General features: G+C 57.2%; 24 protein-coding genes and 3 pseudogenes. 23 read left to right on the top strand and 4 right to left on the bottom strand.

The annotated features are described in order from the left end of the window. Positions 1-4: 4 nt before the first annotated feature. The 7 genes from nifB (at position 5) to QFZ91_RS24050 (ending at position 4,821) form a co-directional block, all read left to right on the top strand. The gene (nifB, locus tag QFZ91_RS24020) at positions 5-1,603 is read left to right on the top strand and encodes a nitrogenase cofactor biosynthesis protein NifB (protein ID WP_429569125.1); all 1,599 of its coding nucleotides are present in this window, start codon (positions 5-7) and stop codon (positions 1,601-1,603) included. Positions 1,604-1,670: 67 nt separating this feature from the next. Then, entirely contained in the window at positions 1,671-1,865 is a 195-nt protein-coding gene (locus QFZ91_RS24025; protein WP_084598351.1) for a 4Fe-4S binding protein, read from the top strand. 68 nt (positions 1,866-1,933) lie between these two features. Next, positions 1,934-2,296 carry a HesB/IscA family protein gene (locus tag QFZ91_RS24030; protein ID WP_176369817.1) on the top strand — a complete coding sequence of 121 codons (363 nt, stop codon included), beginning with the start codon at positions 1,934-1,936 and terminating at the stop codon, positions 2,294-2,296. 60 nt (positions 2,297-2,356) lie between these two features. Continuing rightward, a complete protein-coding gene (locus tag QFZ91_RS24035; protein ID WP_176369818.1) occupies positions 2,357-2,842 on the top strand; it encodes a nitrogen fixation protein NifZ in 486 nt (161 codons plus the stop codon). Positions 2,843-3,169: 327 nt separating this feature from the next. After that, positions 3,170-3,388: a putative nitrogen fixation protein NifT gene (gene nifT / locus QFZ91_RS24040; protein WP_429568735.1), complete on the top strand. Its 219-nt coding sequence runs from the start codon at positions 3,170-3,172 to the stop codon at positions 3,386-3,388. Between the two features lies 1 nt (position 3,389). Further along, positions 3,390-3,668, top strand: coding sequence for a hypothetical protein (locus QFZ91_RS24045; protein ID WP_176369819.1), 279 nt, complete (start codon positions 3,390-3,392; stop codon positions 3,666-3,668). Beyond that, the gene (locus QFZ91_RS24050; RefSeq protein ID WP_429568736.1) at positions 3,658-4,821 is read left to right on the top strand and encodes a DegT/DnrJ/EryC1/StrS family aminotransferase; all 1,164 of its coding nucleotides are present in this window, start codon (positions 3,658-3,660) and stop codon (positions 4,819-4,821) included. The genes QFZ91_RS24045 and QFZ91_RS24050 overlap by 11 nt, the downstream gene beginning before the upstream one ends. Positions 4,822-4,879: 58 nt before the next feature. Here the strand turns inward: QFZ91_RS24050 and QFZ91_RS24055 are convergent, their stop codons facing one another. The 3 genes from QFZ91_RS24055 to QFZ91_RS24065 form a co-directional block, all read right to left on the bottom strand. Continuing rightward, entirely contained in the window at positions 4,880-5,122 is a 243-nt protein-coding gene (locus QFZ91_RS24055) for an FmdB family zinc ribbon protein (protein ID WP_176369876.1), read from the bottom strand. A gap of 13 nt (positions 5,123-5,135) precedes the next feature. Then, positions 5,136-5,777, bottom strand: coding sequence for an ankyrin repeat domain-containing protein (locus tag QFZ91_RS24060; protein ID WP_429568737.1), 642 nt, complete (start codon positions 5,775-5,777; stop codon positions 5,136-5,138). Between the two features lie 92 nt (positions 5,778-5,869). Further along, positions 5,870-6,478, bottom strand: a complete 609-nt coding sequence (locus QFZ91_RS24065) for a hypothetical protein (protein ID WP_429568738.1) — start codon at positions 6,476-6,478, stop codon at positions 5,870-5,872. Positions 6,479-6,922: 444 nt separating this feature from the next. On the opposite strand from QFZ91_RS24065, the gene nifH reads away from it, so the two are divergent. The 8 genes from nifH (at position 6,923) to cyoD (ending at position 16,029) form a co-directional block, all read left to right on the top strand. Continuing rightward, complete coding sequence (gene nifH, locus QFZ91_RS24070) at positions 6,923-7,804, top strand: nitrogenase iron protein (protein WP_429523995.1); 882 nt, start codon at positions 6,923-6,925, stop codon at positions 7,802-7,804. 78 nt (positions 7,805-7,882) lie between these two features. After that, the gene (nifD, locus tag QFZ91_RS24075) at positions 7,883-9,346 is read left to right on the top strand and encodes a nitrogenase molybdenum-iron protein alpha chain (protein ID WP_429568739.1); all 1,464 of its coding nucleotides are present in this window, start codon (positions 7,883-7,885) and stop codon (positions 9,344-9,346) included. A gap of 69 nt (positions 9,347-9,415) precedes the next feature. Next, on the top strand, positions 9,416-10,975 hold the full coding sequence (gene nifK / locus QFZ91_RS24080) for a nitrogenase molybdenum-iron protein subunit beta (RefSeq protein ID WP_429523993.1): 1,560 nt from the start codon (positions 9,416-9,418) through the stop codon (positions 10,973-10,975). 482 nt (positions 10,976-11,457) lie between these two features. Next, entirely contained in the window at positions 11,458-12,096 is a 639-nt protein-coding gene (locus QFZ91_RS24085; protein WP_429523992.1) for an OmpW/AlkL family protein, read from the top strand. An 83-nt stretch (positions 12,097-12,179) separates the two neighbouring features. After that, positions 12,180-13,076, top strand: a complete 897-nt coding sequence (cyoA, locus tag QFZ91_RS24090) for a ubiquinol oxidase subunit II (RefSeq protein ID WP_429523991.1) — start codon at positions 12,180-12,182, stop codon at positions 13,074-13,076. 6 nt (positions 13,077-13,082) lie between these two features. Next, positions 13,083-15,092, top strand: coding sequence for a cytochrome o ubiquinol oxidase subunit I (gene cyoB, locus QFZ91_RS24095; RefSeq protein WP_429568740.1), 2,010 nt, complete (start codon positions 13,083-13,085; stop codon positions 15,090-15,092). After that, positions 15,092-15,703 carry a cytochrome o ubiquinol oxidase subunit III gene (gene cyoC / locus QFZ91_RS24100; protein WP_429568741.1) on the top strand — a complete coding sequence of 204 codons (612 nt, stop codon included), beginning with the start codon at positions 15,092-15,094 and terminating at the stop codon, positions 15,701-15,703. The genes cyoB and cyoC overlap by 1 nt, the downstream gene beginning before the upstream one ends. Beyond that, positions 15,703-16,029 (top strand): cytochrome o ubiquinol oxidase subunit IV, encoded by a 327-nt coding sequence (cyoD, locus tag QFZ91_RS24105; protein WP_176369866.1) that lies wholly within the window; start codon positions 15,703-15,705, stop codon positions 16,027-16,029. Before cyoC ends, cyoD begins: the two co-directional genes overlap by 1 nt. 575 nt (positions 16,030-16,604) lie before the next feature. On the opposite strand, the gene QFZ91_RS24110 is transcribed toward cyoD, so the two are convergent. Beyond that, the gene (locus QFZ91_RS24110; protein WP_429568742.1) at positions 16,605-16,814 is read right to left on the bottom strand and encodes a hypothetical protein; all 210 of its coding nucleotides are present in this window, start codon (positions 16,812-16,814) and stop codon (positions 16,605-16,607) included. Positions 16,815-17,390: 576 nt separating this feature from the next. Here QFZ91_RS24110 and QFZ91_RS24115 point away from each other — a divergent pair. From QFZ91_RS24115 to tnpB (QFZ91_RS24150), 8 genes and pseudogenes are all read left to right on the top strand, one after another. Beyond that, positions 17,391-17,697 (top strand): annotated as a pseudogene (locus tag QFZ91_RS24115) (hypothetical protein). 544 nt (positions 17,698-18,241) lie between these two features. Further along, positions 18,242-19,867 (top strand): hybrid sensor histidine kinase/response regulator, encoded by a 1,626-nt coding sequence (locus QFZ91_RS24120; RefSeq protein ID WP_429568743.1) that lies wholly within the window; start codon positions 18,242-18,244, stop codon positions 19,865-19,867. Continuing rightward, on the top strand, positions 19,864-20,496 hold the full coding sequence (locus tag QFZ91_RS24125; RefSeq protein WP_429523985.1) for a response regulator: 633 nt from the start codon (positions 19,864-19,866) through the stop codon (positions 20,494-20,496). Before QFZ91_RS24120 ends, QFZ91_RS24125 begins: the two co-directional genes overlap by 4 nt. 416 nt (positions 20,497-20,912) lie before the next feature. Beyond that, positions 20,913-21,204 (top strand): annotated as a pseudogene (locus tag QFZ91_RS24130) (IS6 family transposase); the annotation flags it as partial. Positions 21,205-21,993: 789 nt separating this feature from the next. Further along, positions 21,994-22,242: an IS66 family insertion sequence element accessory protein TnpB gene (gene tnpB / locus QFZ91_RS24135; protein ID WP_429568744.1), complete on the top strand. Its 249-nt coding sequence runs from the start codon at positions 21,994-21,996 to the stop codon at positions 22,240-22,242. A gap of 177 nt (positions 22,243-22,419) precedes the next feature. After that, positions 22,420-23,211 (top strand): annotated as a pseudogene (locus tag QFZ91_RS24140) (transposase); the annotation flags it as partial. Between the two features lie 25 nt (positions 23,212-23,236). Next, on the top strand, positions 23,237-23,695 hold the full coding sequence (gene tnpA / locus QFZ91_RS24145) for an IS66-like element accessory protein TnpA (protein ID WP_429568718.1): 459 nt from the start codon (positions 23,237-23,239) through the stop codon (positions 23,693-23,695). After that, positions 23,692-24,036, top strand: coding sequence for an IS66 family insertion sequence element accessory protein TnpB (gene tnpB, locus QFZ91_RS24150; protein WP_429568717.1), 345 nt, complete (start codon positions 23,692-23,694; stop codon positions 24,034-24,036). The genes tnpA and tnpB (QFZ91_RS24150) overlap by 4 nt, the downstream gene beginning before the upstream one ends. Positions 24,037-24,064: the final 28 nt, after the last annotated feature.

Here is a 24,064-nt window from a genome sequence, read left to right on the forward strand (position 1 = left end):
ATCCATGCAAGATTGCGCGAATGCCAGCACGCAGTCCTCGACTGCGCCTGTCGGCATCCAAAAGACACTAACCCTGAGGGTGACCGGACATGCGCTTGTTCAGATCGACGGCTGCGACACCCACGGCCGCGCAGACAAGTCGGGCTGCGGTTCATCGGACGTGCCTGAGCGCGAGCCGGCAGAAGTATGGGAAAGGATAAACAAGCATCCTTGTTTTTCGGAAGAAGCGCATCGCCATTACGCGCGAATGCACGTGGCGGTGGCGCCCGCCTGCAACATCCAATGCAACTACTGCAATCGTAAATATGACTGTTCCAATGAGTCGCGACCCGGCGTCGTGTCGGAGAAGCTGACGCCGGAGCAGGCCGTGAATAAGGTTATGGCCGTCGCGGCCAAGATTCCGCAGTTGACGGTGTTGGGCGTCGCGGGTCCCGGTGACTCGCTCGCCAATCCGAAGAGGACTTTTGACACTTTCCGTATGCTCCGCGAGCGCGCTCCGGACATCAAGCTATGTCTGTCCACGAACGGACTAGCGTTGCCGGACTTTGTCGATGAGATTTGCAGCAACGCTGTTGAGCATGTGACGATCACCATCAATATGGTGGACCCCAACGTCGGTGAATTGATCTACCCGTGGATTTTTTGGGACCACCGGCGCGTCAGGGGCAAGGAGGCCTCGCAGATCCTTCACGAGCGGCAAATGCGAGGGCTCGAAATGCTCACGGCGCGCGGCGTGTTGACGAAGATCAACTCGGTGTTGATTCCAGGCATAAATGACGAACACCTGATCGAGGTGAACAGCGAAGTGAAGAGGCGCGGTGCTTTCCTGCACAACATCATGCCACTCATCTCGGACGCTGAGCATGGCACGTATTTCGGACTGCACGGACAGCGTGGCCCTACTGCTAGCGAGTTAATGGCCGTGCAGGACCGTTGCAAGGGAGGCGCTACGTTAATGCGCCATTGCCGTCAGTGCCGTGCGGACGCAGTAGGTCTACTGAGTGAGGACCGTCGCGAAGAGTTCAAGCTGGACGGGATCAACGACTTGGAAACTAGGTCCGACGCGAATTACCGTCGGGAACATCAGCGCCGAGTGGAAGTGCAACGCAATGTGCAGCGCGACGCGAAACAGACTGCAATGGCTTTGGTGAAGGCGAGCGAAGTGCCGGCCGACCTGAAGGTGCTGATCGCTGTCGCGACGAAGGGAGACGGCCGCGTGAACGCACATTTCGGGCATGTCTCCGAGTTCCAGATTTTCGAGGTCAGCGCTGGCGGAGCGATCTTTGTGGGACACCGCCGCGTGGAGTCGTATTGTCGGGGCGGCCATGATGATGAAGATCGCCTGCAACCGCTCATACACGCGATCAGCGATTGCCACGCTGTACTGGTTGCGAAGGTCGGTTTGTGTCCGCGCAAGGAACTGTCGCAGGCGGGCATTGAGCCGGTGGACCAGTACGCGTACGAAACAATCGAGAAAGCCGCGCTGATATGGTTCATCGAATATTGCAGCCGCATCACGAAAGGCGTGACCGTGCACGTGGAGCGTGGCGCCCCTGGGATCCGGCAGAAGACGTCGATCACTGCGACGGCTGCTGCTGATTGAGCGGCAGACGGACAAAGGGAACGGCTGCCCGCGCGCTATACAAACCATCATTACAAGGAGTGCCATTATGCCCCTGAAGATCATTGCCTCGACCTGTACCGGCTGCTCGGCCTGCGAGCCGCAGTGCCCGAATGTCGCCATAAGCGAGAAAGGTGGCGTCTTCGCGATCGATCCGAAGAAATGTACCGTATGCGAAGGACAGTTTGATACTCCGCAGTGCTTGGCCGTTTGTCCCGTGGACGGGTGCATTGTGGTGAGCTAGCATCGCTAGTCACGGGCAGCACATTGAGGAATGTTCCAAGGATTGCTAACTGGTACCATGCCAATATCATGTTGACCAAATTTTCTGTTACCGCTGCCGCGGAAAAGTTTATGCGCCGTGTGGTGCGTTTTTCCGGCTTGCCATCGAGTGCTGGTTTTCGTCTTCTTGTCAGGTCCGGCGGATGCTCTGGATACGACGCCGAATTCAGTGCCGAAGTAGAGGCTCGGACCGGCGACGAGACCATCGAGCTCCATGGACTGCGGCTTTTCTTGCCGGCAGAAAGCCGCGTTTTGCTAGATGGTCTGAAGATCGACTTTATCGAAACACCAGATCGGTCAGGTTTCGCATTTATCAAGGAGGACCAACGGTCTGCCGTTGCGGTCAGTGCGGATGTCGTTCGGATTGATGTGAGTGCGATCGGACGCGGGTGACCCCGTTCCTCCACAGCAGTTGTCTTGAACTAGCAGTTCGGTATGACAAGGAGGAAAAGCATGACTGGAATTGACGACGATGACCTCATTGAGGTCACATTTGCGCCTCGCTTCAGCATTGGTGAGCGCGTCATTTCGCGCTTCTCCATCCGTAACGACGGCACCTACGCCGGTAAGGCTATGGGTGAATCGCTCGTCAGCAAAGGCGACGTGGGGTATGTGATCGGAATCCAAACCTTCCTGCAACGGTTCTACATCTATGCAGTTCACTTCGTCGAAATCGACCATCGCGTCGGCATGCGCGCCAAGGAGCTATGCACGCTCGACCACCTTCCACATGACGTGCTCGCCCGTTTGGGCGAGCATGCGGCCAATCTCGGCTGGATAGGTCTTCGTAGCCCCGAGGGAACTGACCGCAATGGAACCGTCGGACGCGGCTCGGGTAACGCGCATGGTGACGACGCACCGGACGGTTCGCAAGTCGACGGAGCCCGTCTAGTCGTCGGTAATCCGCGTCAAGGAGTTGCGGGAACTTTGCAACGGTGACGTCTATTGAGGCCGGTGCGAAAGTCGCTTTCTGGTTAAGGCTTGGCGGCTTGCCGAAATGGCCAGAACACGTGGTGTTGGCGAGCCTGGCGATGCGGTCCATCAGTTAATTTTGACGGCCAGGCGGTCGCGGCACTGAGGGCGAGATCGCACCCGGCTGGACCGTCGTAAGAGCGGAAGGACGATATCGGCCTATCAGAGCTGGGAGGTGCTCGTCGCAGAACAAGATCCACCTACGACGAGCGCTGTGCCTGTCGACCGATCGTTAGATTTATTGGATTTACTTGTTGCAGTGCGAATCTTTTAACCGACCTTGGAAGTCTTAACGTGAAACTAATGATCCGCATGGACAGGAAAGGCATACTCAGCGCCTACGTGCCAAAGAAGGATCTCGAGGAGCAGATCGTCTGCATCGATGGCAAGAAGATGTGGGGCGGAGTGATAACGCTTGCGAACGGCTGGCGATTCCAGCTGCCGGAGATGCCGGCCGATACAACGCTTCCTGTCACCGTAGAAGCGCGTCGCGTCGCGGGTGAGCGCGACTGACATGGCACTTACAGCAGATCAGATCAGTGCTATCGCCGAGTTAATTCTGAGCGAACCGACGCTGCCGGAGGCTGCGGCAACCTGGCGGAAGTTGTATCCCGATGTGCGAGTCATTCGGGTTAGCGCCGTCGAGCTTGTCGATGAGAAACCCCTCATCCAGTTTCGGGGCCGCCGCGTTTATCTCGCGACGTCGACAGGTGTCTGTGTCTCCGTGACAACAGACGCAAGTGAGGCCAATATGCTCATCCTTGCCGAAGACGGAGTCTGCGATGGAAACTGAGGCAATTTCACTTACTGAGCCAGCGTGCGGGCCGCGGGAGATCGAGCTGGTTCACGCGGTCCTGCAGTCGTCGTGCTGGAGCGACGGACCAATGCTCGATTCCTTTGAAACTGCATTCGCAGGATGGAGCGGCCGTATCCACGCGGTCGCAGTGGCGAGCGGGACGCTCGGCACTTGGATTGCGCTGCGTGCGCTCGGCATCGGTCAAGGCCATGAAGTCATCTGCGCATCGCATACATGGCATCAGATCGCGCATGCGATCACCCTCGCTGGGGCGACACCGGTGTTTGCCGATATCGACTATTGGAGCGGCTGCCTCGACGCGATGAAGGCACAAGAGAAGATTGGAGATCGGACGCGTGCAATCCTTGCGGGAAATACTAACGGGCATCCTGCCGCCTGGCAATCGTTGCTCGAGCTTGCCGATGTGAATGGTCTGAGCCTGATCGAGGATAGCACTGAGGCGCTCGGATCACGCTACCGTGGGCGCTGCGTGGGGTCGTTCGGTAAAGTGACGGTTTTTGACTTTTCGCCACCCTCCGCGTTGTGTGCGGGAGAGGGCGGAATGCTCGTCACTGACGACGACAGCTTGGCGCACGAACTGCGTTACTTGAGGCGATGTCTGAGCGCCGATCGAAAGTCGGTCTCCCTCGGTGCCCAGGTGCCGCTGCAGGCGGGTATGAGCGAAATCACCGCCGCGCTCGGCCTGGCACAACTGGCAGGGCTCGAGGAGAGGCTCGCCCAACGGAAGCAGGTCGAAGCCTGGTATCATGAAGCGATGGAGAGCTTCGAAGGCATCAAACCACCGTATCAGGCGGAGGACGTGGACGAAGTGAATTGGATGCTTTACGTTGTGCATCTGGGCAAGCGGTTTACTCACAGCGCGCGTGCTCAAATGATTGACGACATGCTGGCTTGCGGGGTAGAAACGGCAGCCTACAGCCATCCGTTGCATGAGCAGTTTCATTACATGAAGGCCGCCGATGCTATTGGAGGTCGACGAGGCTGCCTGCCCGATACCGAGCGGATTGGGGATCGAGCACTCGCGTTGCCGCTGCACACTCAGCTTACTGTTCAGGATGTGAAGTACATCGTCAAAACTTTGAAGGACACGGCGACCAACGTCGGTGCGGGGGCCCCGATCTATCTCTAGGTCGAACAGCGGAAAGAGAGAAGAAGGTAACATCGGCCATGTTGTCGCTGCGCCTTTATTAACTCTCACGCAACAGTTTGCTGCGATCCGCCGTCGAGTAGTTGCTGAAATGTCCCTCATGCGCCGCTTGACGGCGCGCCGCAGCGATGATTGCCCTGCTGCGCGCTGGGGCGGACGGCGCACTGACCTGCTTCTCCAGTTCGGTGCTCTGACAGCGGGGGCAGGCCACGGGCGAGTCCGTGCGCACGAGAGTTTCGAAACGCAACCTGCAGTTGCGACATACATAGTCGTAGAGCGGCATGACGAGGGGCAGGTCAGCGGGAAACATTATCGGAGAAGACGCCGCGCGCGCTCCCCGGGCCATAATAAGGCGATTCGCCGGCTGAGACCAATTTGGGGCCCCTGCGTTCGTGTACCGCGTGCAGTAACTGGAGTCCCAAATCGGCAGCCATGTCGAGCGCGTCACGGCCGTCTGGCGCAACGAGACTGTCATTCGCGCCGAGTGACAGCAACAGCCACATAACTTCAAATCGACCGGTGGCGGCCGCCTGCATCAGACACGTCATATCGTCCGCGTTTAAGTGATCAAGAGCGAGTCCTGCACCGACCAACCGAAGGATCGGTCCTGGTGCGCCGCCCAAACATGCATACCACAGCGCATGGTTTCCTTCGTCGTCGAGGGCGTTGATGCGTGCGCCTGATTCGAGTAGCGCAGCGACAATGTAGTCTTCGCTGTGCAGCGCCGCCAGCATTAAGGGCGTAATGCCGTCAATGCTGCGCGATTGTGTGTCCGGAAAGTCGTGAGCATCGAGCCATTTCATAACCGCCACGCACGGAGGTGCATGAAGATCTGCGTCGGCGTTCACGATATCCGTACGCCTGTGGCTCGGGTTTTCGAGTAGGGGTGTCTCGAGTGACGCGGTTTGACGTGATGCGGTCTTGGTGCGCATTGACATGCTTTCACTCCGGTGGAGGTGATTGGAACCGCCGTCACATTCTGAAACGCGAGTCAGCAATTACATGCGGGCGACCTGCCGTGACGCGGTCGTCAGACGGGCCTGTTTTCATTTTGATCGCGAATCGGTCCCATCCGTTTGAGGCCTTCCGCGTAACTTATCGTGTCAAAGGAAAAGCTAAATTGCATCGCCGCATCGACGATAGCGTCGAGCTTCCCGGCAGTGTCTTTCCTCTTGAGTTCGCCCTTCTCCAGGTAAAGGAGTTCGAGCATCTCGTTGTAGACTGTCGATTCGAGTATCGGCAGGACATAAAACGTCGCTTCTTTGTACGGCACCTGAAAGCGACTGGACAGATCGATGTTGTCACAGAACAGGAAGTACTTGCCATGGTTCGACAGGGCCTCGCCGAGTACTTCTCCGACGTTAGTCAAGTGTTCAAAACTCAATAGCCAACCTGCGAAGAATTGGACGTGTGGGTCGCCAGCATTCGCGACAGCCATCACCTGCTCGCAAGAGAGCTCGGGCGGACGGGCCTCGTCGGCGAGGTGAGGCCCAAATCGTAGCGCCAGCTCGCCGCGAAAGCCGATCCTGTCAGCCTCATTCGTGCGGCCCTTAAAGACGGGGTTGAGGAGGCGCCCCTCGCGATCGAGGCGGGCAAATGGTGTCCCACTAAGTGCAGGATAGCTTAGCGTATCAGACATTATGTAATCCTAATTGGAGAAATAGCTTGGCATAGTGAATCTGGTGCTGGATCGTGCCTTTTCAGCGGGCAGCCAGAAACTCGCAACATCCGTACCAATGCTGCATGCTGGCCAATACTGCGGTAAGCCGGATCAAGCGGGCAGCGACTCTGTATGTGGATGTCATTTGGGGCAAAGCGGCGTGCGGTTTGTCAGGAACACGACGTCGAAATTGTCGGTGGCCGGAATTTGAGAGTTTGCGGATGGCCTCGCTGAGCGAGCATTTGGTCGATTCAGGGGCTTGTGGCATGGACGTTGCAGGGACGGAGGGCGCGGACACACTCCGGCCGATGCGTGACTCTAGAAGAAGACCATACAGACACAGCAGGCTGAGGACTTGGTCGCGGCTATTAAGTGCTGATTCGCACCTATGGTTTTACCTTCTAATCTCAATGGAGTACAACAATGTCTCAACTTCGACAAATTGCCTTCTATGGAAAGGGCGGCATCGGTAAGTCGACCACGTCGCAGAATACGCTTGCGGCACTTAGCGACCTTGGGCAAAAGATTCTGATCGTGGGGTGCGATCCGAAGGCCGACTCGACACGTCTTATCTTGCACGCGAAAGCTCAGGACACCATCCTCTCTCTCGCGGCCGAAGCCGGCTCGGTCGAAGACCTCGAACTCGATGACGTGATGAAAATAGGCTACAAGAACATCCGCTGTGTGGAGTCGGGCGGCCCTGAGCCGGGCGTCGGCTGCGCGGGTCGCGGTGTCATCACATCGATCAACTTCCTTGAGGAGAATGGCGCCTACGACGGAGTCGATTACGTGTCATACGATGTGCTCGGCGACGTCGTTTGCGGCGGCTTCGCAATGCCTATTCGCGAGAACAAGGCACAGGAAATTTACATCGTGATGTCGGGAGAAATGATGGCGATGTACGCCGCTAATAATATCTCGAAGGGAATTTTGAAATATGCGAACAGTGGGGGTGTACGTTTGGGTGGACTCATTTGCAACGAGCGTAAAACCGACAAGGAACTCGAATTGGCCGAATCGCTCGCAGCGATGCTAGGCACTAAATTGATTCACTTCGTTCCGCGCGACAACATTGTTCAGCACGCGGAACTTCGTCGGATGACCGTGATCGAGTATGCGCCGGACAGCGAGCAGGCTGGGCAATATCGCGCGCTTGCGGAGAAAGTTCACCACAACGGCGGCAATGGCGTGATCCCGACCCCGATCACGATGGATGAGCTCGAAGACCTACTGATGGAAAAGGGAATTATGGTGCAAGTCGATGAGTCCCAAGTCGGCAAGACCGCCACCGAGCTCACCGCCTGACGAGTGCTTGACGACGGTTGCCGTGTGACGCACGGCTGCCGTCTCCCGCGATGACAGTCTTCACTTATAGGATATTCAATGATCGCGACGGTTGAAGAACGCAAAGCTGCGAATAAGGCCTTGATCGACGAAGTGCTGCGAGCTTACCCTGAAAAAATGGCTAAACGGCGGGCTAAGCATTTGGGCTCCTTCGAACAGGGCAAGCCTGACTGTGGTGTGAAGTCAAACATAAAGTCTTTGCCGGGGGTGATGACAATTCGGGGCTGCGCATACGCGGGCTCGAAGGGCGTAGTCTGGGGGCCGATCAAGGACATGATTCACATCAGTCACGGACCTGTCGGATGCGGGCAGTACTCGTGGGGATCGCGCCGCAACTACTACGTCGGGACGACAGGAATCGATACGTTTGTCACAATGCAATTCACGTCCGACTTCCAAGAGAAGGACATTGTGTTCGGCGGTGACAAGAAACTCGATAAGATCGTTGACGAGATTCAGGAGTTGTTTCCGCTGAACAGGGGCATATCCGTACAAACCGAATGCCCGATCGGCCTCATTGGTGACGATATTGAGGCAGTATCTAAAAGGAAAAGCGCGCAGTACGGCGGGCACACGATCGTACCAGTGCGCTGTGAGGGCTTTCGAGGCGTATCGCAGTCACTCGGTCATCACCTCGCAAACGATGCGATTCGCGACTGCGTGTTCGATCGCGCCGATTCGGGACAGCGATCTGCGCTTGAGTCCACACCGTACGATGTCGCGATCATCGGCGACTACAACATTGGCGGTGATGCGTGGTCGAGCCGCATTTTGCTCGAGGAAATGGGCCTGCGGGTCATCGCGCAGTGGTCAGGCGATGGCACCCTCGCAGAACTTGAGAATACGCCGCGATCTAAGCTCAATCTACTTCACTGCTACCGTTCGATGAACTACATCAGCCGGCACATGGAGGAGAAGTATGGCACTCCATGGGTCGAATACAATTTTTTCGGCCCGACAATGATCGAAAAAAGCTTGCGCGAGATTGCGAGCCGATTCGATGACACCATTATGGCAAATGCCGAGAAGGTGATCGAAAAATACCGTTCGTTGATGGACGCCGTCATAGCCAAATATAAGCCGCGGCTTCAGGGGAAAAAAGTGATGCTGTTTGTAGGTGGCCTTCGCCCGCGCCACGTGATAGGCGCGTACGAGGATCTTGGGATGGAAGTTGTCGGTACCGGCTACGAATTTGCTCACAACGACGACTACCAGCGCACAACGCATCACATAAAAGACGGCACTCTGATTTACGACGACGTGACTGGCTACGAATTCGAGAGGTTCGTCGAACATACGCGACCAGACCTCGTCGGCTCCGGCATCAAGGAAAAATACGTCTTTCAGAAGATGGGCGTCCCGTTCCGCCAGATGCACAGCTGGGATTATTCTGGCCCATATCATGGCTACGACGGCTTCGCAATCTTCGCGCGGGACATGGACATGGCGATCTCGAGTCCAGTCTGGAGCCTGTCGAAGGCACCGTGGAAAAAGGCGGCGTGAGCGCTGCGGGCTGGTAGCGGCATGGGTGCCGACTGCCGGTTGCATAGAACACCAATACAGGAGTGAATCATGCCCCAATCAAGCGACAAAATTCTCGATCACGAACTGCTATTTCGCGAGCCGGAGTATCAGGAGCTCCTTCGGAATAAGAAAGATAACTTCGAGTTCAACCATTCCGACGAGGCGATAAATCAGGTCGCCGAATGGACAAAGACAGAAGATTATAAACTGAAGAACTTCGCCCGAGAGTCACTGACCATAAATCCAGCCAAGGCGTGTCAACCTCTTGGTGCCGTGTTCGTGGCGAACGGATTCCATAAGACATTGCCTTTCGTGCATGGCTCGCAGGGCTGCGTGGCCTATTACCGTTCGCATTTTTCGCGACATTTCAAAGAGCCAACGTCATGCGTCAGTTCGTCCATGACGGAGGACGCGGCCGTTTTCGGTGGTCTGAACAACATGATCGACGGTCTTGCGAATGCGTACAATCTCTACAAGCCCGACATGATCGCCGTCTCCACGACCTGCATGGCGGAGGTGATTGGCGACGATCTCGACGCGTTCATCAAGAATAGCAAGCAGAAGGGCAGCGTGCCACAAGATTACGACGTGCCGTTCGCACATACGCCCGCTTTTGTCGGCAGCCACGTGACCGGCTACGACAATGCGCTCTTGGGCATCCTCAAGTACTTTTGGGACGGCAAGGCAGGCACTACAGCACCACTCTTGCGAGTGCCGGACGAGAGCGTAAACTTTATCGGAGGATTCGACGGCTTCGTGGTCGGAAACATGAAGGAGATTCGGCGTATCTTCGATTTATTTGGCGTAAGCGTGAATATTATTTGCGATCCATCGGGAACATGGAACACCCCAACTGATGGCGAATTTCGGATGTACGAGGGCGGGACTACGAAAGAGGAAGTCGAGCGTGCGCTGAACGCCAAAGCAACGTTCGTCTTCCAGGAGTATTGCTGTGAGAAGACCAGCAAGTTCCTCGCGGATCATGGTCACGAAGTCGTGTCACTGAATGCGCCTGTCGGCGTTTCCGGTACAGATCATTTCCTCATGGAGATTTCGCGGGTGACGGGAAGACCAATTCCGGCTGAACTTGAAAAGGAGCGTGGGCAACTAGTTGATGCGATGGCAGACAGTCAGGCGAGTCTGCACGGCAAGCGCTATGCGCTTTACGGCGATCCAGATCAGATGCTCGGCTACACGAACTTCCTGCTCGAGTTGGGTGCGGAGCCAGTGCACGTGCTCTCGACGAACGGTAACGACGGGTGGGCGGAAAAGGTTCGGGCATTGCTGGACGCGTCGCCATACGGTGAAGGATGCAAGGTCTATCCAAAGCGCGATCTATGGCACTTGCGCTCGCTGCTATTTACGGAACCAGTGGATTTCCTGATCGGCAATACACACGGAAAGTACTTGGAGCGCGACACTGGTACGCCGCTCGTCCGACTCGTGTTTCCGATTTTCGACCGTCACCATTACCATCGCTATCCGACGTGGGGGTATGCGGGGGCATTACGCGTTCTGTTAGCGCTGCTGGATGAATTCTTCGAGACACTCGATGCAAACACGATTGACATCTCGAAGACCGATTACAGCTATGACATCATCCGGTGAGAGGTGGAGCTGTTCGGGGATGGGCTCAGTGTTGAGTGCTCAAAGGGGGGGCAGTTCAACCCTCCGGAAAGCATGGATATTGGGTCTCCCTAGTTGCTCGACATCGCTGGCAATACCGAAGCGCGAAGGCAAAAATCGACAAATAGGAGCGGCGGGACGATTGCGCCGGACCTTTCGCGAAGCGTCGGCGGTTAGTCGACCAGCAGACGAAGATCGACTTCTCCGCGCTGCATTTTGCCATTCATAACGCTACTTAGTGTCACGGAGAGCTACACGGCAGATCGCCATCCCACGATCGGCTGAAAAGCATTTCGGGACGCATTGCGCAATTCGGAGCGCGGACGGAGAAGTGCAAGAATTTATATGGTCTGCGACGCGGGAACGCACACAAGCACTGCGCAAAACATCAGTTGATTGCGATCAACGCTATCGGCCACAAGTTCGTGCACAGTGCAGAAGGTTAATGGCTAAAGGTAATGACAATGATAAAGCAACTCCGCAATGTGGCTGCTGCACTACTCCTTATGTCACCATTTGGACCGCACGCAGCTAACGCCGCTGACAGTGCAGTCGTCGGAAACTACGCAGGTGATTGGTTGGTACGCCTCCGCGCGATAAGCATTGAGCCGCAAGTTCGCAGGACTGACACGCTTTCCGTGCTCGATGTCGGCGTAAGCAACGCGCTGGTGCCAGAGGTCGATTTCACTTATATGGTACGGGACAGCATCGGCGTGGAGTTGATTCTTGGTACCTCACGTCATCACCTGACGTCGAATCTCGGCGACCTTGGTGGCGCTAACTTGCTGCCACCGACATTGTTATTGCAATATCATTTTAATCATGCGGGACGCGTTCGACCGTACGTTGGTGCCGGACTCAACTACACGCTCTTCTATAACAACGGATTGCACGCGGGAGGTGTACCCGTCGCTATAAAGAATCACAGCGTTGGTCCTGCACTGCAGGTCGGGATTGACGTGCAGGCATCAAAGAGTCTATTCGTTAACGCCGACATCAAGAAGATATGGATGAAGACTGACGCATCGCTTAGCGGCTCGTCAATTGGCACCTTGCATGTCGATCCGCTGGTCATTGGTATTGGCGTCGGGGTGAAGTTCTAGACGTTGCGAATCTCAAGCGACAGACCATTCAGTGAACGGCTGGCTTCGCTCCTTGTACAGTGGCAACTTGGGAGAAGATGGGCATGACAGACAGGAAAGCTTTTAAAGAGCGGTTAATCCCCATCGGTGGTTGGCTGTTCGTTTCTCTTGCTGGGTGCAAACCCAACTTTCTCGTGCTGAGTCCCAAGGGTAGCGTAGGCACGGCGGAGAGATCACTCATCGCCTCGGCCACATGGGCCATGCTGCTGATCGTTGTGCCCGTTATTATCCTCACGCTTGCCTTCGCGTGGCGCTACCGCGCGTCGAACCGCAGCGCACGCTACGTCCCGACCTGGGTTCACTCAACGGCGATTGAAGTGGTGATCTGGACCATACCCGCTGCCATCATTCTGTTCCTCGCCATCCTTACGTGGCGTACCACGCATGAGCTCGACCCTTATAAACCACTGGAATCAGACGTGAAGCCCATCAACGTCGAAGTCGTCGCGGTCGACTGGAGATGGCTCTTTATCTATCCTGACCTCGGCATCGCTACACTGAACGAATTGGCGGTGCCTGTGAGCACGCCGGTCAATTTTCGCATCACGTCGGACTCGGTGATGAACTCATTCTTCATCCCGCAACTTGGCACTCAAGTCTACGCGATGGCCGGCATGCAAACCCGGTTACACCTGATCGCCGACGAAGCGGGCGACTTCACGGGCTTCTCGTCGAATTATAGCGGCAAAGGCTTCTCTGACATGAAGTTCCGTACGGTGGCTACGAGCCAGCAGGGCTTCGATGCGTGGGTGGAGACGGTAAAAGCTTCATCGACCCAGCTTACGATGGATCGGTACGCAACGGTCACGCAGCCGCAGGCAAACGCGCCCGTGCAGTACTTCTCGAAGGTCGACCGGAGGCTTTTCGACAAAATCGTCGGCAAATACAACAACGGCAACGTCGCGGATTTCACTGTCTCATCGTGCGTAACCAAGGGGTAAACAGCCATGTTCGGAAAACTCACATTAGACGCGATGCCGCTCGATCAGCCCATCATCATGGGGGCGTCGGTGTTCATGGCGCTTGTTGTCTTCGGCGTGTTCTGGCTGGTCACCTTAGAAGGTAAGTGGAAGTACCTCTGGGTCGAGTGGCTCACGAGCGTGGACCACAAGCGCATCGGCGTCATGTACATGATCGTGGCCGTGCTCATGTTGGTGCGCGGCTTTGCCGACGCCGTAATGATGCGCCTTCAACAGGCCGTCGCGTTCAATTCGCCAGGCTATCTGCCGCCGGATCACTTCGACCAGATCTTCACGGCGCATGGCGTCATCATGATCTTCTTCATGGCGATGACGCTCATGGTAGGCTTCTTCAATCTCGTCGTGCCATTGCAGATCGGCGCGCGCGATGTGGCGTTTCCGTTTCTGAACTCGCTTTCCTTCTGGTTGACCGCAGTCAGCGCGGTGTTGATCAATCTGTCCCTCGTAGCTGGCGAATTCGCGAAGGTCGGCTGGCTCGCGTATCCGCCGCTTTCCGAGCTGAAATTTAGTCCGGGCGTTGGAGTGGACTACTATATATGGGCGATCCAGCTCTCGGGTGTCGGCACCTTGATGTCGGGCGTGAACTTCTTTGTCACAATCATCAAGATGCGCGCGCCGGGGATGTCGCTCATGAAGATGCCCGTGTTCACATGGACGGCGCTCTGCTCGAATGTCCTCATCATGGCGACGTTTCCCATTCTCACGGTCGCGGTAGCGCTGCTCGGCCTCGATCGTTATATTGGCACGCACTTCTTCACGAACGAACTTGGTGGCAACGCCATGCTGTACTTGAACCTGATTTGGGCGTGGGGCCACCCCGAAGTGTATATTCTGGTGCTGCCCGCTTTCGGCATCTATTCGGAAGTGATGGCTACCTTCTGCAAGAAGCCGCTATTCGGTTACAGGACGATGGTCTACGCATCGTGTGCGATCATGTTACTTTCGTTTCTTGTTTGGGCGCACCACTTCTTTACCATGGGCTCAGGCGCCGACGTCAACGCATTCTTCGGCATCGCCACAATGATTATCGCGATTCCAACCGGCGTCAAGATCTTCAATTGGCTATTCACGATGTATCGCGGGCGCGTTCAATTCGCCGCGCCCGTGTTCTGGACCATCGGTTTCGTGGTGACGTTCTCTATCGGTGGCATGACCGGCGTGATGATGGCGATCCCGGGCGCGGACTTTGTGCTGCACAATTCGCTTTTCTTGGTCGCTCATTTTCATAACGCCATCATTGGCGGTGTGGTGTTTGGCTATTTAGCTGGCCTGCAGTACTGGTTTCCGAAGGTGTTCGGTGTCAAGCCCGATGACAAGCTCGGCAAGGCGTCGTTCTGGTGCTGGTTCGTCGGCTTTTATGTGGCCTTCGTACCTGTTTATGTGCTCGGCTTCATGGGCGCGACGCGCCGCACAAATCACTATGATGTGGCTGAATGGCAACTATACTTCATCGTTGCGGCGCTCGGCGCAGCGATCATCGCGGTGGGGATCCTGTTACAGGTTCTGCTGTGGGTGATGGCATTCGTGAACCGTAACGAGACCGAATGCAAGGATATGACAGGCGATCCATGGGATGGGCGCACGCTCGAATGGGCAACTTCCTCACCGCCGGCGGTCTACAACTTCGCTCTCATTCCGCAAGTGGAGGACATTGACGCCTTCGCGGACATGAAAGAAACGGGCCGCGGCCTTGGGCTGGCGTCAAAGTACGTGGACATCCATATGCCATCCAATACGTCGGCGGGTTTTTTCACAGGGATGTGCAGCTTGGTGCTGGGTTTCGCGGCCGTATGGCACATCGCGTGGCTCGCTTTGCTAGGTTTCATTGGGATCGTCCTTACGATCATCATAAAGAGCTTCGACAAGAACGACGGATATTACATTCCCGCGGCGATGGTCCGTGAGATCGAAGAAAGGCGGTTTGGCACCAGAGTCCCGATGGGCATTAACGGTCCAGTCGGCGAGGAGGCTTACTGATGTTACAGAAAACCGTTGGCGTAGATTTTTCAGCAGTCGATTATCAAGATCATCCACAATCGCACTCGGTGTTCGGCTTCTGGGTGTATCTGATGACCGACTGTATGCTGTTCGCGGCGCTCTTTGCTACGTTCAGCGTGCTGAGGCACCAGTTCGCCGGTGGTCCTACGGGTCACGATCTCTTCGATCTATCGGGCGTGGCGCTGGGAACCTCTGTGCTGTTGCTTTCTAGTATCACCTATGGTTTCGCGATGTTGGGTGTGCCGCGGGCAAGGAGCGGTGTCGTGCTCGGTTGGCTCGTGATCACATTCATTCTTGGCGCGTCGTTCCTCGCGCTCGAACTTCGCGAGTTCTCGCAGCTGATCGCGGAAGGCGCGGGTCCGCAGCGCAGCGCGTTTCTCTCAGCCTTCTTTACGCTCGTCACTGCGCACGGAATTCACGTTTTCTTCGGCCTGCTGTGGATGCTCGTACTGGTGATTCAAGTGCTGCGGGTGCCTCAGCTTGGTGAGCAGGAGGTCCGGCGGCTAACGTGCCTGAGCCTATTCTGGCACTTCCTCGATGTAGTATGGATCTTCGTGTTTTCTTTCGTCTATCTGGGGAGCATGCTCTAATGGCTTATGCACAGACTCACGCGGGGTCGCATGGCAGCCTCACTAGGTATCTCGCGGGCTTCTTTCTTTCGGTATTACTTACGGCCGGCGCATTCGGTGTCGGGCTGTACGATGCCATCGATGCAACTACGGCCATGATCGCGATCGCCGTACTCGGCTTTTTGCAAGTCGTCGTGCACCTTGTGTGCTTTCTACACCTGACCCTCTCGCCTGGGCAGGGATGGAACGTGCTTTCACTCTGCTACACCATACTAGCCGCTGCGTTCCTGATCCTCGGCACGGTCTGGGTGATGCGGAACGTCGAGATGCTGATGATGTCGCGTTAGTCAGTTGCCTGCGGGTTTTGCTTTCCGGCGCCGGACATGCACTAGCCCTGCATCCCCTTACATGCGACCTTGGGCGCCCGCGAAGCGCCGATTCTGCTCCACTAAACAGGATCGCATCAGGAAAATGTTCCTCTACCATGTGATCCGTACACCTATCCGCCCATTTGGTTGATCGCTTGCAGTTTCACCTAAATAAGCGAGTTATGGCCCGTCCGTTTCGAGCGACGGCGAGTGAATGCCGCGGGTTCGGTTCGCTATCATCGCTTTTTGCCGGCACTTTTCAGGGACCAAGGGCTCAGTCGCCGTGCTTGCGCTGCTGGCGACAGTACTTTAGCTACAAGTGAGTTCGGTGTGCTGAAGCGACGCGAGCAAGTTGAAAGATATACGGAGTGACTTGCATCGCGCCCCTGAGAACCGGCCAATGGTAAGGCCTATGATTAGCGAGGCGGCAGGCGTGATCAAGGCCGTATCGGAGGCGAAAAGCCGTGACCACGCTTCGGACGTCGACATCCGGCACTCGCGGTCGTGGTCGACATGCACATCGAGCCGGGTTCTTCGAACATCAGCGCTTGCGCTCAATGCACGACGCCGAAGAACAAAATTGCGCCTTCGGCTGGCGTCAGGGCCGCCGTGAAATAGCCTTCCAGCCGGTCGGCGGTCACTTCGTCAAGAGTGAAGGGCGGGTGAATGTAGCCCGCGGCGAATGCATGGTCGTACCAGTCGCTGAGCCACGCGTGAAGTTGGCTCACTTCCTTCGGCAGAATGCTCAAGGCATCGTCGTGCATATGTCTTTCTCCGGCTCGCTGAACGATGAGGCGGCGGTGCGGCATCTCCGCTTTTCTGGCGGAGGGGGCGGGTGAGAAGACGTGCCACGTGGCGTCGGCATGGCGAGAGAGGAAGACCGAGCACGCACCAGTCGGCCGAGCCATCTGTATGCGCGCGCGGCATGTTCCTACGTGAAAGGAAGCGGTCCAGCAGGCGGACACGCGCCCAGTAGTCGCGCGTCGGGCCAACGAGCTTTTCGACTTGAGAGCGCAGCGATGTGTTGGCCGCCATGGTTTTCCCTCGATCTAGTATGAATCGATGGTATGGCGATCGGAGCGCGCGTCCAATCGGAGCCGGCCGAATGTTGTCTCAGGAAGCGCTGGTTGCGGCCGTCAGGACTTCCTGAGTCGGATCGCCCTTGTGCGGCGGAAATCGAGGGTTTGTACCTATCGGCGGGCTTTTTGCGATATGGGTCAGGATTTCCTGACGCGTGATTCAGAATCTAATACCCGCATTTTGCAGTAAGCGCTGAATGCGGTAGGAAGTCTGCTAGTCGATAATGAACAGGACGACATGCAACGTCGACTTGACGAATTATGATGGGCTATCTGTCGGAGAGGGAGAACGTCGTCTCGCAGATCGACGCGATATGTCTGCGACTGTTCGACGCCTTGGTGCGAGACGCGCAGCCTGACAGCGCTTGCGTATCTGATGCATTGTTGGCCATTGAGCGACAGTAGCCCCAGCGCGCTCAGGCGCCTTGGCGAAACACTGCGCGATTTGCGGCGGAATCACGCGAATCGGATCGACGATTGTGACTTCCGCGCGCTGTGCGAAGTGGCAGATCTGATTGACGAACTGGCCGCGCCGCGCAGAGTCACGCTGACGGAGAGAGCGGAGTAGGGAGAGGAAATGCAAGCATAAGCGCAAAGATACATGGAGCGTGCGGCGGATTTGACGCCGCGGCGCGCGTTGTCTCAGCGGACCTTTGAACCCGGTGAAGGCGCGTAGACTAGGCTCTAGATCGAGTGCAATATTGGACTCCCACAATGGCGGCACTCGAGGGGATATTTGGGATAGGAATTATCCACGCATGGTGGATCGTGCTCAATTACAAGCTGCGCTGTTTTGCGACTGCTCGTGACGATGCTCGTCCGCGTACGCTGTTCCGCTTGGGCAGCGCAAAGTCTGGGAATGCCGTCGCAAAGGCTTGGAAGCGCAAATGGCTTATACCCGATGCACTGCTCGCCACGCGGGGCGAGTCTCTTAGGCTTTATATGGGTTCATGGTGGGTATAGAGTGCGACGTTGCACCATACATGGACTGTGAACAATTCCCCCATTCGATCCGTCGACGCGATGAACGAACCGCATCAGTTCGCGTAAACCTGTGAGTGGAAAGCGATCTTTCAACTCGTTGAGCGGTATCTCGAAGGAAACACCGCATCATGACCGATTTGGCCGCTTTAGTCGCGCACAAGGGCACGATTCTTATCGTCGACGATACGCCGGGGAATCTTGGTGTGATTGTCGACAGCTTCGAGGCGCACGGCATTCGGGTGCTGGTGGTGCTCGACGGTACGGAAGCGGTCGAGCGTGCGGTCTTTTCGCAGCCGGACCTGATCCTGCTCGAAGTGGAGATGCCAGGCATCGACGGCTTCGAGACCTGTCGACGCCTCAAGCGCGATGAGCGCACGCGCGACATCCCGGTCATATTCATGACCTCGGTCGCAGGCAACGCGGACCGCGTCGAAGGTTTTTTGGCGGGCGGCGTCGATTATGTAACCAAGCCGTTACGTGTTGACGAGACGCTGGCTCGCGTTGGCGTGCACCTTGAGCTGCGGATGATGCACAAGCAGGTGCTCGCGCAGAACCACCTGCTGCTCGCGGAAATAGCCGTGCGAAAGAAGACGGAAGCGGTGCTATCGGCTGCGCGCGACGATCTGGAGCACCGCGTCTCGTTGCGAACCGAAGAGCTCGCGCATGCCAACACGAACTTGCTGGCGCAGATTGACGAGCGGAGGCGTGCGGACGCTCGTCTCAAGGAAAGCGAGGCTCGCTTTCGCGCGATTGTCGAAACGAGTCCGGTGCCGCTGTGCATCACGTCGATGCCTGACGGACATATCCTGTACACAAACCGGCCGCTGCGTGAGCTATTCGGTATGGACGAAGGCTCGTCCGCCAATATCGACGATTTCTATGCCGAACGTGGCGAGCGTGAGCGTCTGATCGAGCATCTACAAACGAAGGGTGGCCTGCGCAATACCGAAGTCAAGTTCCGGCGTCTCGACGGTACACGATTCTGGGCGATGGTGACGGCACGCGTTGCGACTTACGACGATTCTCCAGCGATCTATGTTGGCCTGAACGACATCACTGGGCGCAAGCAGATGGAGCAGGAACTCGTCGAATCGCGCGAGGAGCAGCGCGAACTGTCCGCGTATATGGAGGCGATTCGCGAGGAAGAAAGAAGGCGCATTGCGATGGAAATTCACGACGAACTGGGGCAATTGCTGACTGCGCTTAAGATGGACGTGTCCCTGCTCAAGATGCGTATAGCGTACGACGCGGAAGCGTCAAAAAAAGCCGACGATATGCGCCAACTAGTCGAAGGCACGATCTCGATGGTGCGAAATGTCGCGAGCCATTTGCGGCCCGCCGCGCTCAACTTCGGAATTGCGTCTGCCCTTGAATGGCTTGTCGACGAGTTCAACCTCCGGAATGCTATTGCGTGTGAATTGCGCATCGAAGGCGGAGAACCCTCGCTGTCCGATTCACATGCCACGGCCTTGTTCCGCATCGCACAGGCGTCGCTGACGAACGTCGCGCGGCATGCCGACGCCACACATGTCGAGGTTACGCTTGTTTCGACGGCGGCGAAGCTCCTACTGCAGGTGCGTGACGATGGCTGCGGCTTCGACCAGCAAGTCGTGAGGGACGACTATTCATATGGCCTGCTCGGCATGAACGAACGCGCGCGGCTGATTGGCGGATCGCTTTCAATCGAAAGTGTGCCGGGCGCGGGCACCATGGTTTCAATTCACATTCCGCTCGATAGTGGACTTCGAACATGATCAGGATACTCATCGCAGACGATCATGCAATCGTCCGTGGTGGACTCAGACAAATCGTAGCTACTACGAGCGATATCGTCGTTGTGGCGGAAGCGGCACAGGGGTCAGAAGTGATCGATGGGTTGCGCTCGCGGGCAGTCGACCTTTTGTTGCTCGACATGACGATGCCAGGCATCAGCGGTATCGTCCTGATTCGCAGAGTACGGGCGGAACATCCTTCATTGCCGGTGCTCGTACTGAGCATTCACGATGAGGCTCAGGTCGCGTCCCGCGCGCTGCGCGCGGGAGCGACGGGGTATCTGACCAAGGACAGTGACCCGGAAGTGCTGCTCGCAGCGATCCGCAAGCTCGCGGAGGGCGGGCGTTTCCTCGACCCGAAGCTCGTCGATGCACTGGTCTTCGATACTCAGCGCGACGACGTGCCTCCTCATAAAGTACTGTCGGATCGCGAATTCCAGGTGCTGCAGATGCTCGCGGCGGGCAGGAGCATCAATGAAATCGCCGAGACATGTACGCTCAGTGCGAAAACTATCAGTACACACAAGATGCGATTAATGCGCAAACTGGGGCTGTCCAACAACGCCGAGTTGATTAGATACGCGATCCGGCATGGGCTGATCGTCGAGTAGAAGGAAGCTGGCAATCGCCTGATGAAATGAAGTTACGAGTGGTCGTCAGCGAGTTCGCACGCATTCCTCTTGCCGCGCGGGCGATATTGAGGGCGCTAAGGATGGCTGGCGCAATGCATTGTAAGAAGTATCTGCCAGCGGTTCACATTTCGCGACCGGGTAATCGGATTTGACCGCTCCTACAGATATTGCTCCACGGAATTGGGATTTGACTTGGACCGGTAAGCCTTTGCTAGCATCCAGCGGTGATCCGCGAAAGGCCGATAGCGTCCGTCAACAGTCATGTGTTTGGCCTGTATCACGATGGCGCTATGTCGCCGAGTGGCGCTAGATAATGCACCGCTTCGATACCGTCCAAGGGTGATTCCACCAAGTTCACGGTAAAACGAGCGGCGGCCGGGATGACCGTTTGGCCTGCCGAGATTCTCGAACTGGCTTACGTCAAGCACATCTTTGTCAGAGCCAGCGCGCGGGTCAATAGCCGGGCCGAAAATGATTATCAGCCGACCGTGAACGCGAACGACGCATGCGTGGCTTCCGCGATCCTGAACGCGCGCAGACTTTCTTATCAAGCTTCGGTCCCATCCGTCAGCACTTTGAACTCAAGCGACATCTGCTACGCGCCTCGCTCTACCGCAAACAGCTCGCGGACGCTTCACCGCGTGGCGGCGTTTGGCAGACATCACCGAAGTTCCGTCCGCTTTCTGAGCCAGCGTTTTCCCTTCCCGCTAGGTTAGACCGTGGCCAAGAGATCCTGAATCACCCCACGCACCACACGTCCGAGCCCGAGAGTTCAACTAGAACCCGGACAGCAGGTTGCATCGAAGGCCTAGAGTTCATCTGGCTCGTTTGACAGTCTGGATATACGGAACAGTCGATTACCAGCGTCGCCACCACTTGAAAGAAAGCCTGATAAACCGGGCGCGACCATATAAGGTGTAAAGTAAGCGCGAAATCAGGCGCACCTAGCCTCCGTAGTCGGGAAGATGCAAGCTGCGCCCGCAGACTTGAATTGAGGACGCAGATAATGGCCGACACTGACTTTGACTTTTCCCCCTGCGGGTGATCCCGACATGTGCTGATGGCAAGCATGGATCCAACCCGGAGGGCAAGCGCAAGCTGATCGAGGCCTGGCGCATCGCTGGCTGGCTTGTCGCTGAAGGCCGGGGTGAATGCAAACCAGTTGCACAAGGGGGTGCGCCTGGAAGAGCACCGTGAATGTACTGCTGTCGCAAATGCTGGTCTTGGGCAAGCACCATCGGCATTCGCGACAGTCGTCACAATCGACGACGCGGCCCCGGCGTTGGTCCCAAGGGGAGCTGTGCCACCCGCATCGGAATCGACGCCACAGCGTGAACCTTCTCGTCCTTCGCCGCGCTCGGCATCGCTGGCGAGCCTGTCGGCGACGCTGCCCAATGGGGATGTCGTTGAGCTCGAGTGTACCGGGCGCGACGCTTCACTCGTGACGGCGATGATCGTAGCATTGCGAGCGCGCTGATGTTCCGCTTCGATACGGAGCTGCTGGTCTATCTGCACCGCGAGCCGATCGACTTCAGGGCTGGGATCAACAGCCTCGTCAACCTGGTCGAGCAGTCGATGCAGCTCGATCCGCTCGCACGCGCCGTGTACGCGTTCAGCAACCGGCGGGCTAACCGCATCAAACTGTTGCTGTGGGAGCGTAACGGCTTCTGGCTGATGCTGCGCCGCCTGGAAGCAGACCGGTTCGTGTGGCCGCGCCGGCAGTAGGCCGTCATCGAACTGACGACCGAACAACTGCATTGGCTGTTTGAGGGCATCGACATTGAAGCGGTTCGTCGACATCCCTCCCGCCGCTATCGGCCCGAGACGATCGACACAAACCTTGATTGATATCAAGGCGGCACGTAAAACTGTTTGGGCGGTTGCATCGCTATCGTGAGAGGCATGGACACACATGACTTCTCTGGACTTCCGCCGGCCGCCCAAGCCTATATCCGTGAACTTGAGCAGGGTACTGCTGACCTGGCCCAGCGCATACAGACCCTCGAAGAGCGGTTGCGGCTTGCACAAAGCCAGCGCTTTGCGCCCCGCAGTGTGAAGCTCAAGGATCGCGTGTTCAACGAAGCCGAACAGATGGCCCAGGCCTACGACAACGCTGATGACGCGTTCGCGTTGCCTGACACCGGACTGCCGCAAGTCAACGAGCCGGAACGCGGCAAGCGCGGGCGCAAACCGCTGCCGGCTAACCTGCGCCCCAGCGCATCGAATACGACGTGCCTGAGGACCAGAAGATTTGCGCCTGCTGCGGTCACGGGATGCACCGCATGGGCGAGGATAACAGCGTGCAGTTGCACATCGAGGTCAAGGCGCCGGTGCTGCAACACGTGCGGTTCAAGTACGCATGCCGGCATTGCGAGCGCCACGCAGACCGCACGCCGGTCCTGGCGTCGATGCCTGCAGGCGCTGCCGGGCAGCAATGCCAGCGCGTCGGTGATCGCCACCGTCACGGCCGGCAAGTTTGTCGACGGTACGCCGCTGTACCGGATGGCAGACGTATTTGCACGCGCAGACATTCCGGTAGGCCGCGGCACACTGGCCAACTGGATCATCCGGCCCGCCGAGCTGCATTACAGCCGCCTGTACGCAGCGCTGCGTAAGACGCTGCTCTCGCAGCCGCTGATTCACGGCGACGAAACCACGGTGCAGGTACTCAAGGAGCCCGGCAAGAGCGGTAAGCGGCTCGTGCCGGCCGTTATAGACGGTGGCTGAGGTCGACATCAAAGTGATGTCCATCATTTCCGATCTGATGGGCACCACTTTGACACAGTCTGCAGAGAAGAAGCCAGGTACACGAACGGGGCGCCCGAATTACCCCCGGGAGCTTCGTGAGCGACTGGCAGCGGCAGCTTGCGAGCCTGGCGTATCAGTCTCAAAGCTGGCCCGGGAGAATGGCATCAACGCGAACATGCTGTTCACCTGGCGGCGGCGATATCTGGACGATCAGCAAGCTCGATCTGCCGGGCTCATTCCGGTCGTATTGCTCAGCGACACGCCAACAGAGGTCATTGCATCAGCTCCGGTAGAAGCGCAAGCGCTGGGCGCGAAGCCTGTCTCACCGGTCGGCACGATCGAGATCCGGATCGGTCGTGCGGTGGTTAAAGTGGACGGCCTGGTTGATGCCGATATGTTGCGGATCGTGCTGGGCAGTCTGCGCTCATGATCTCCCTACCGGCAGGCACGCGCATCTGGATCGCTGCTGGCGTCACCGATATGCGATGCGGGTTCCAGGGGTTGGCAGCGAAGGTGCAAACAGCGCTTGAGGAGAATCCTCTGGGCGGCAACGTCTACATCTTCCGGGGCCGTCGCGGCGATCTGATAAAAATTCTCTGGGCCACGGAGGACGGAATCTGGCTTCTCGCGAAGCGGCTTGAACGAGGCCGTTTTATATGGCCCCAGGCCGACGGTGGCAAGGTGCATCTGAGCTCTGCACAGCTGTCGATGCTGCTTGAGGGCATCGACTGGCGACAGCCCCGTCGCACCGCCGCATTATCGATGTTGTAAACCGCGCGGCAGACTCGTAAACTACGGC

It is taken from the genome of Paraburkholderia sp. JPY419, assembly GCF_050435705.1.
Classification (GTDB): Bacteria; Pseudomonadota; Gammaproteobacteria; order Burkholderiales; family Burkholderiaceae; genus Paraburkholderia; species Paraburkholderia youngii.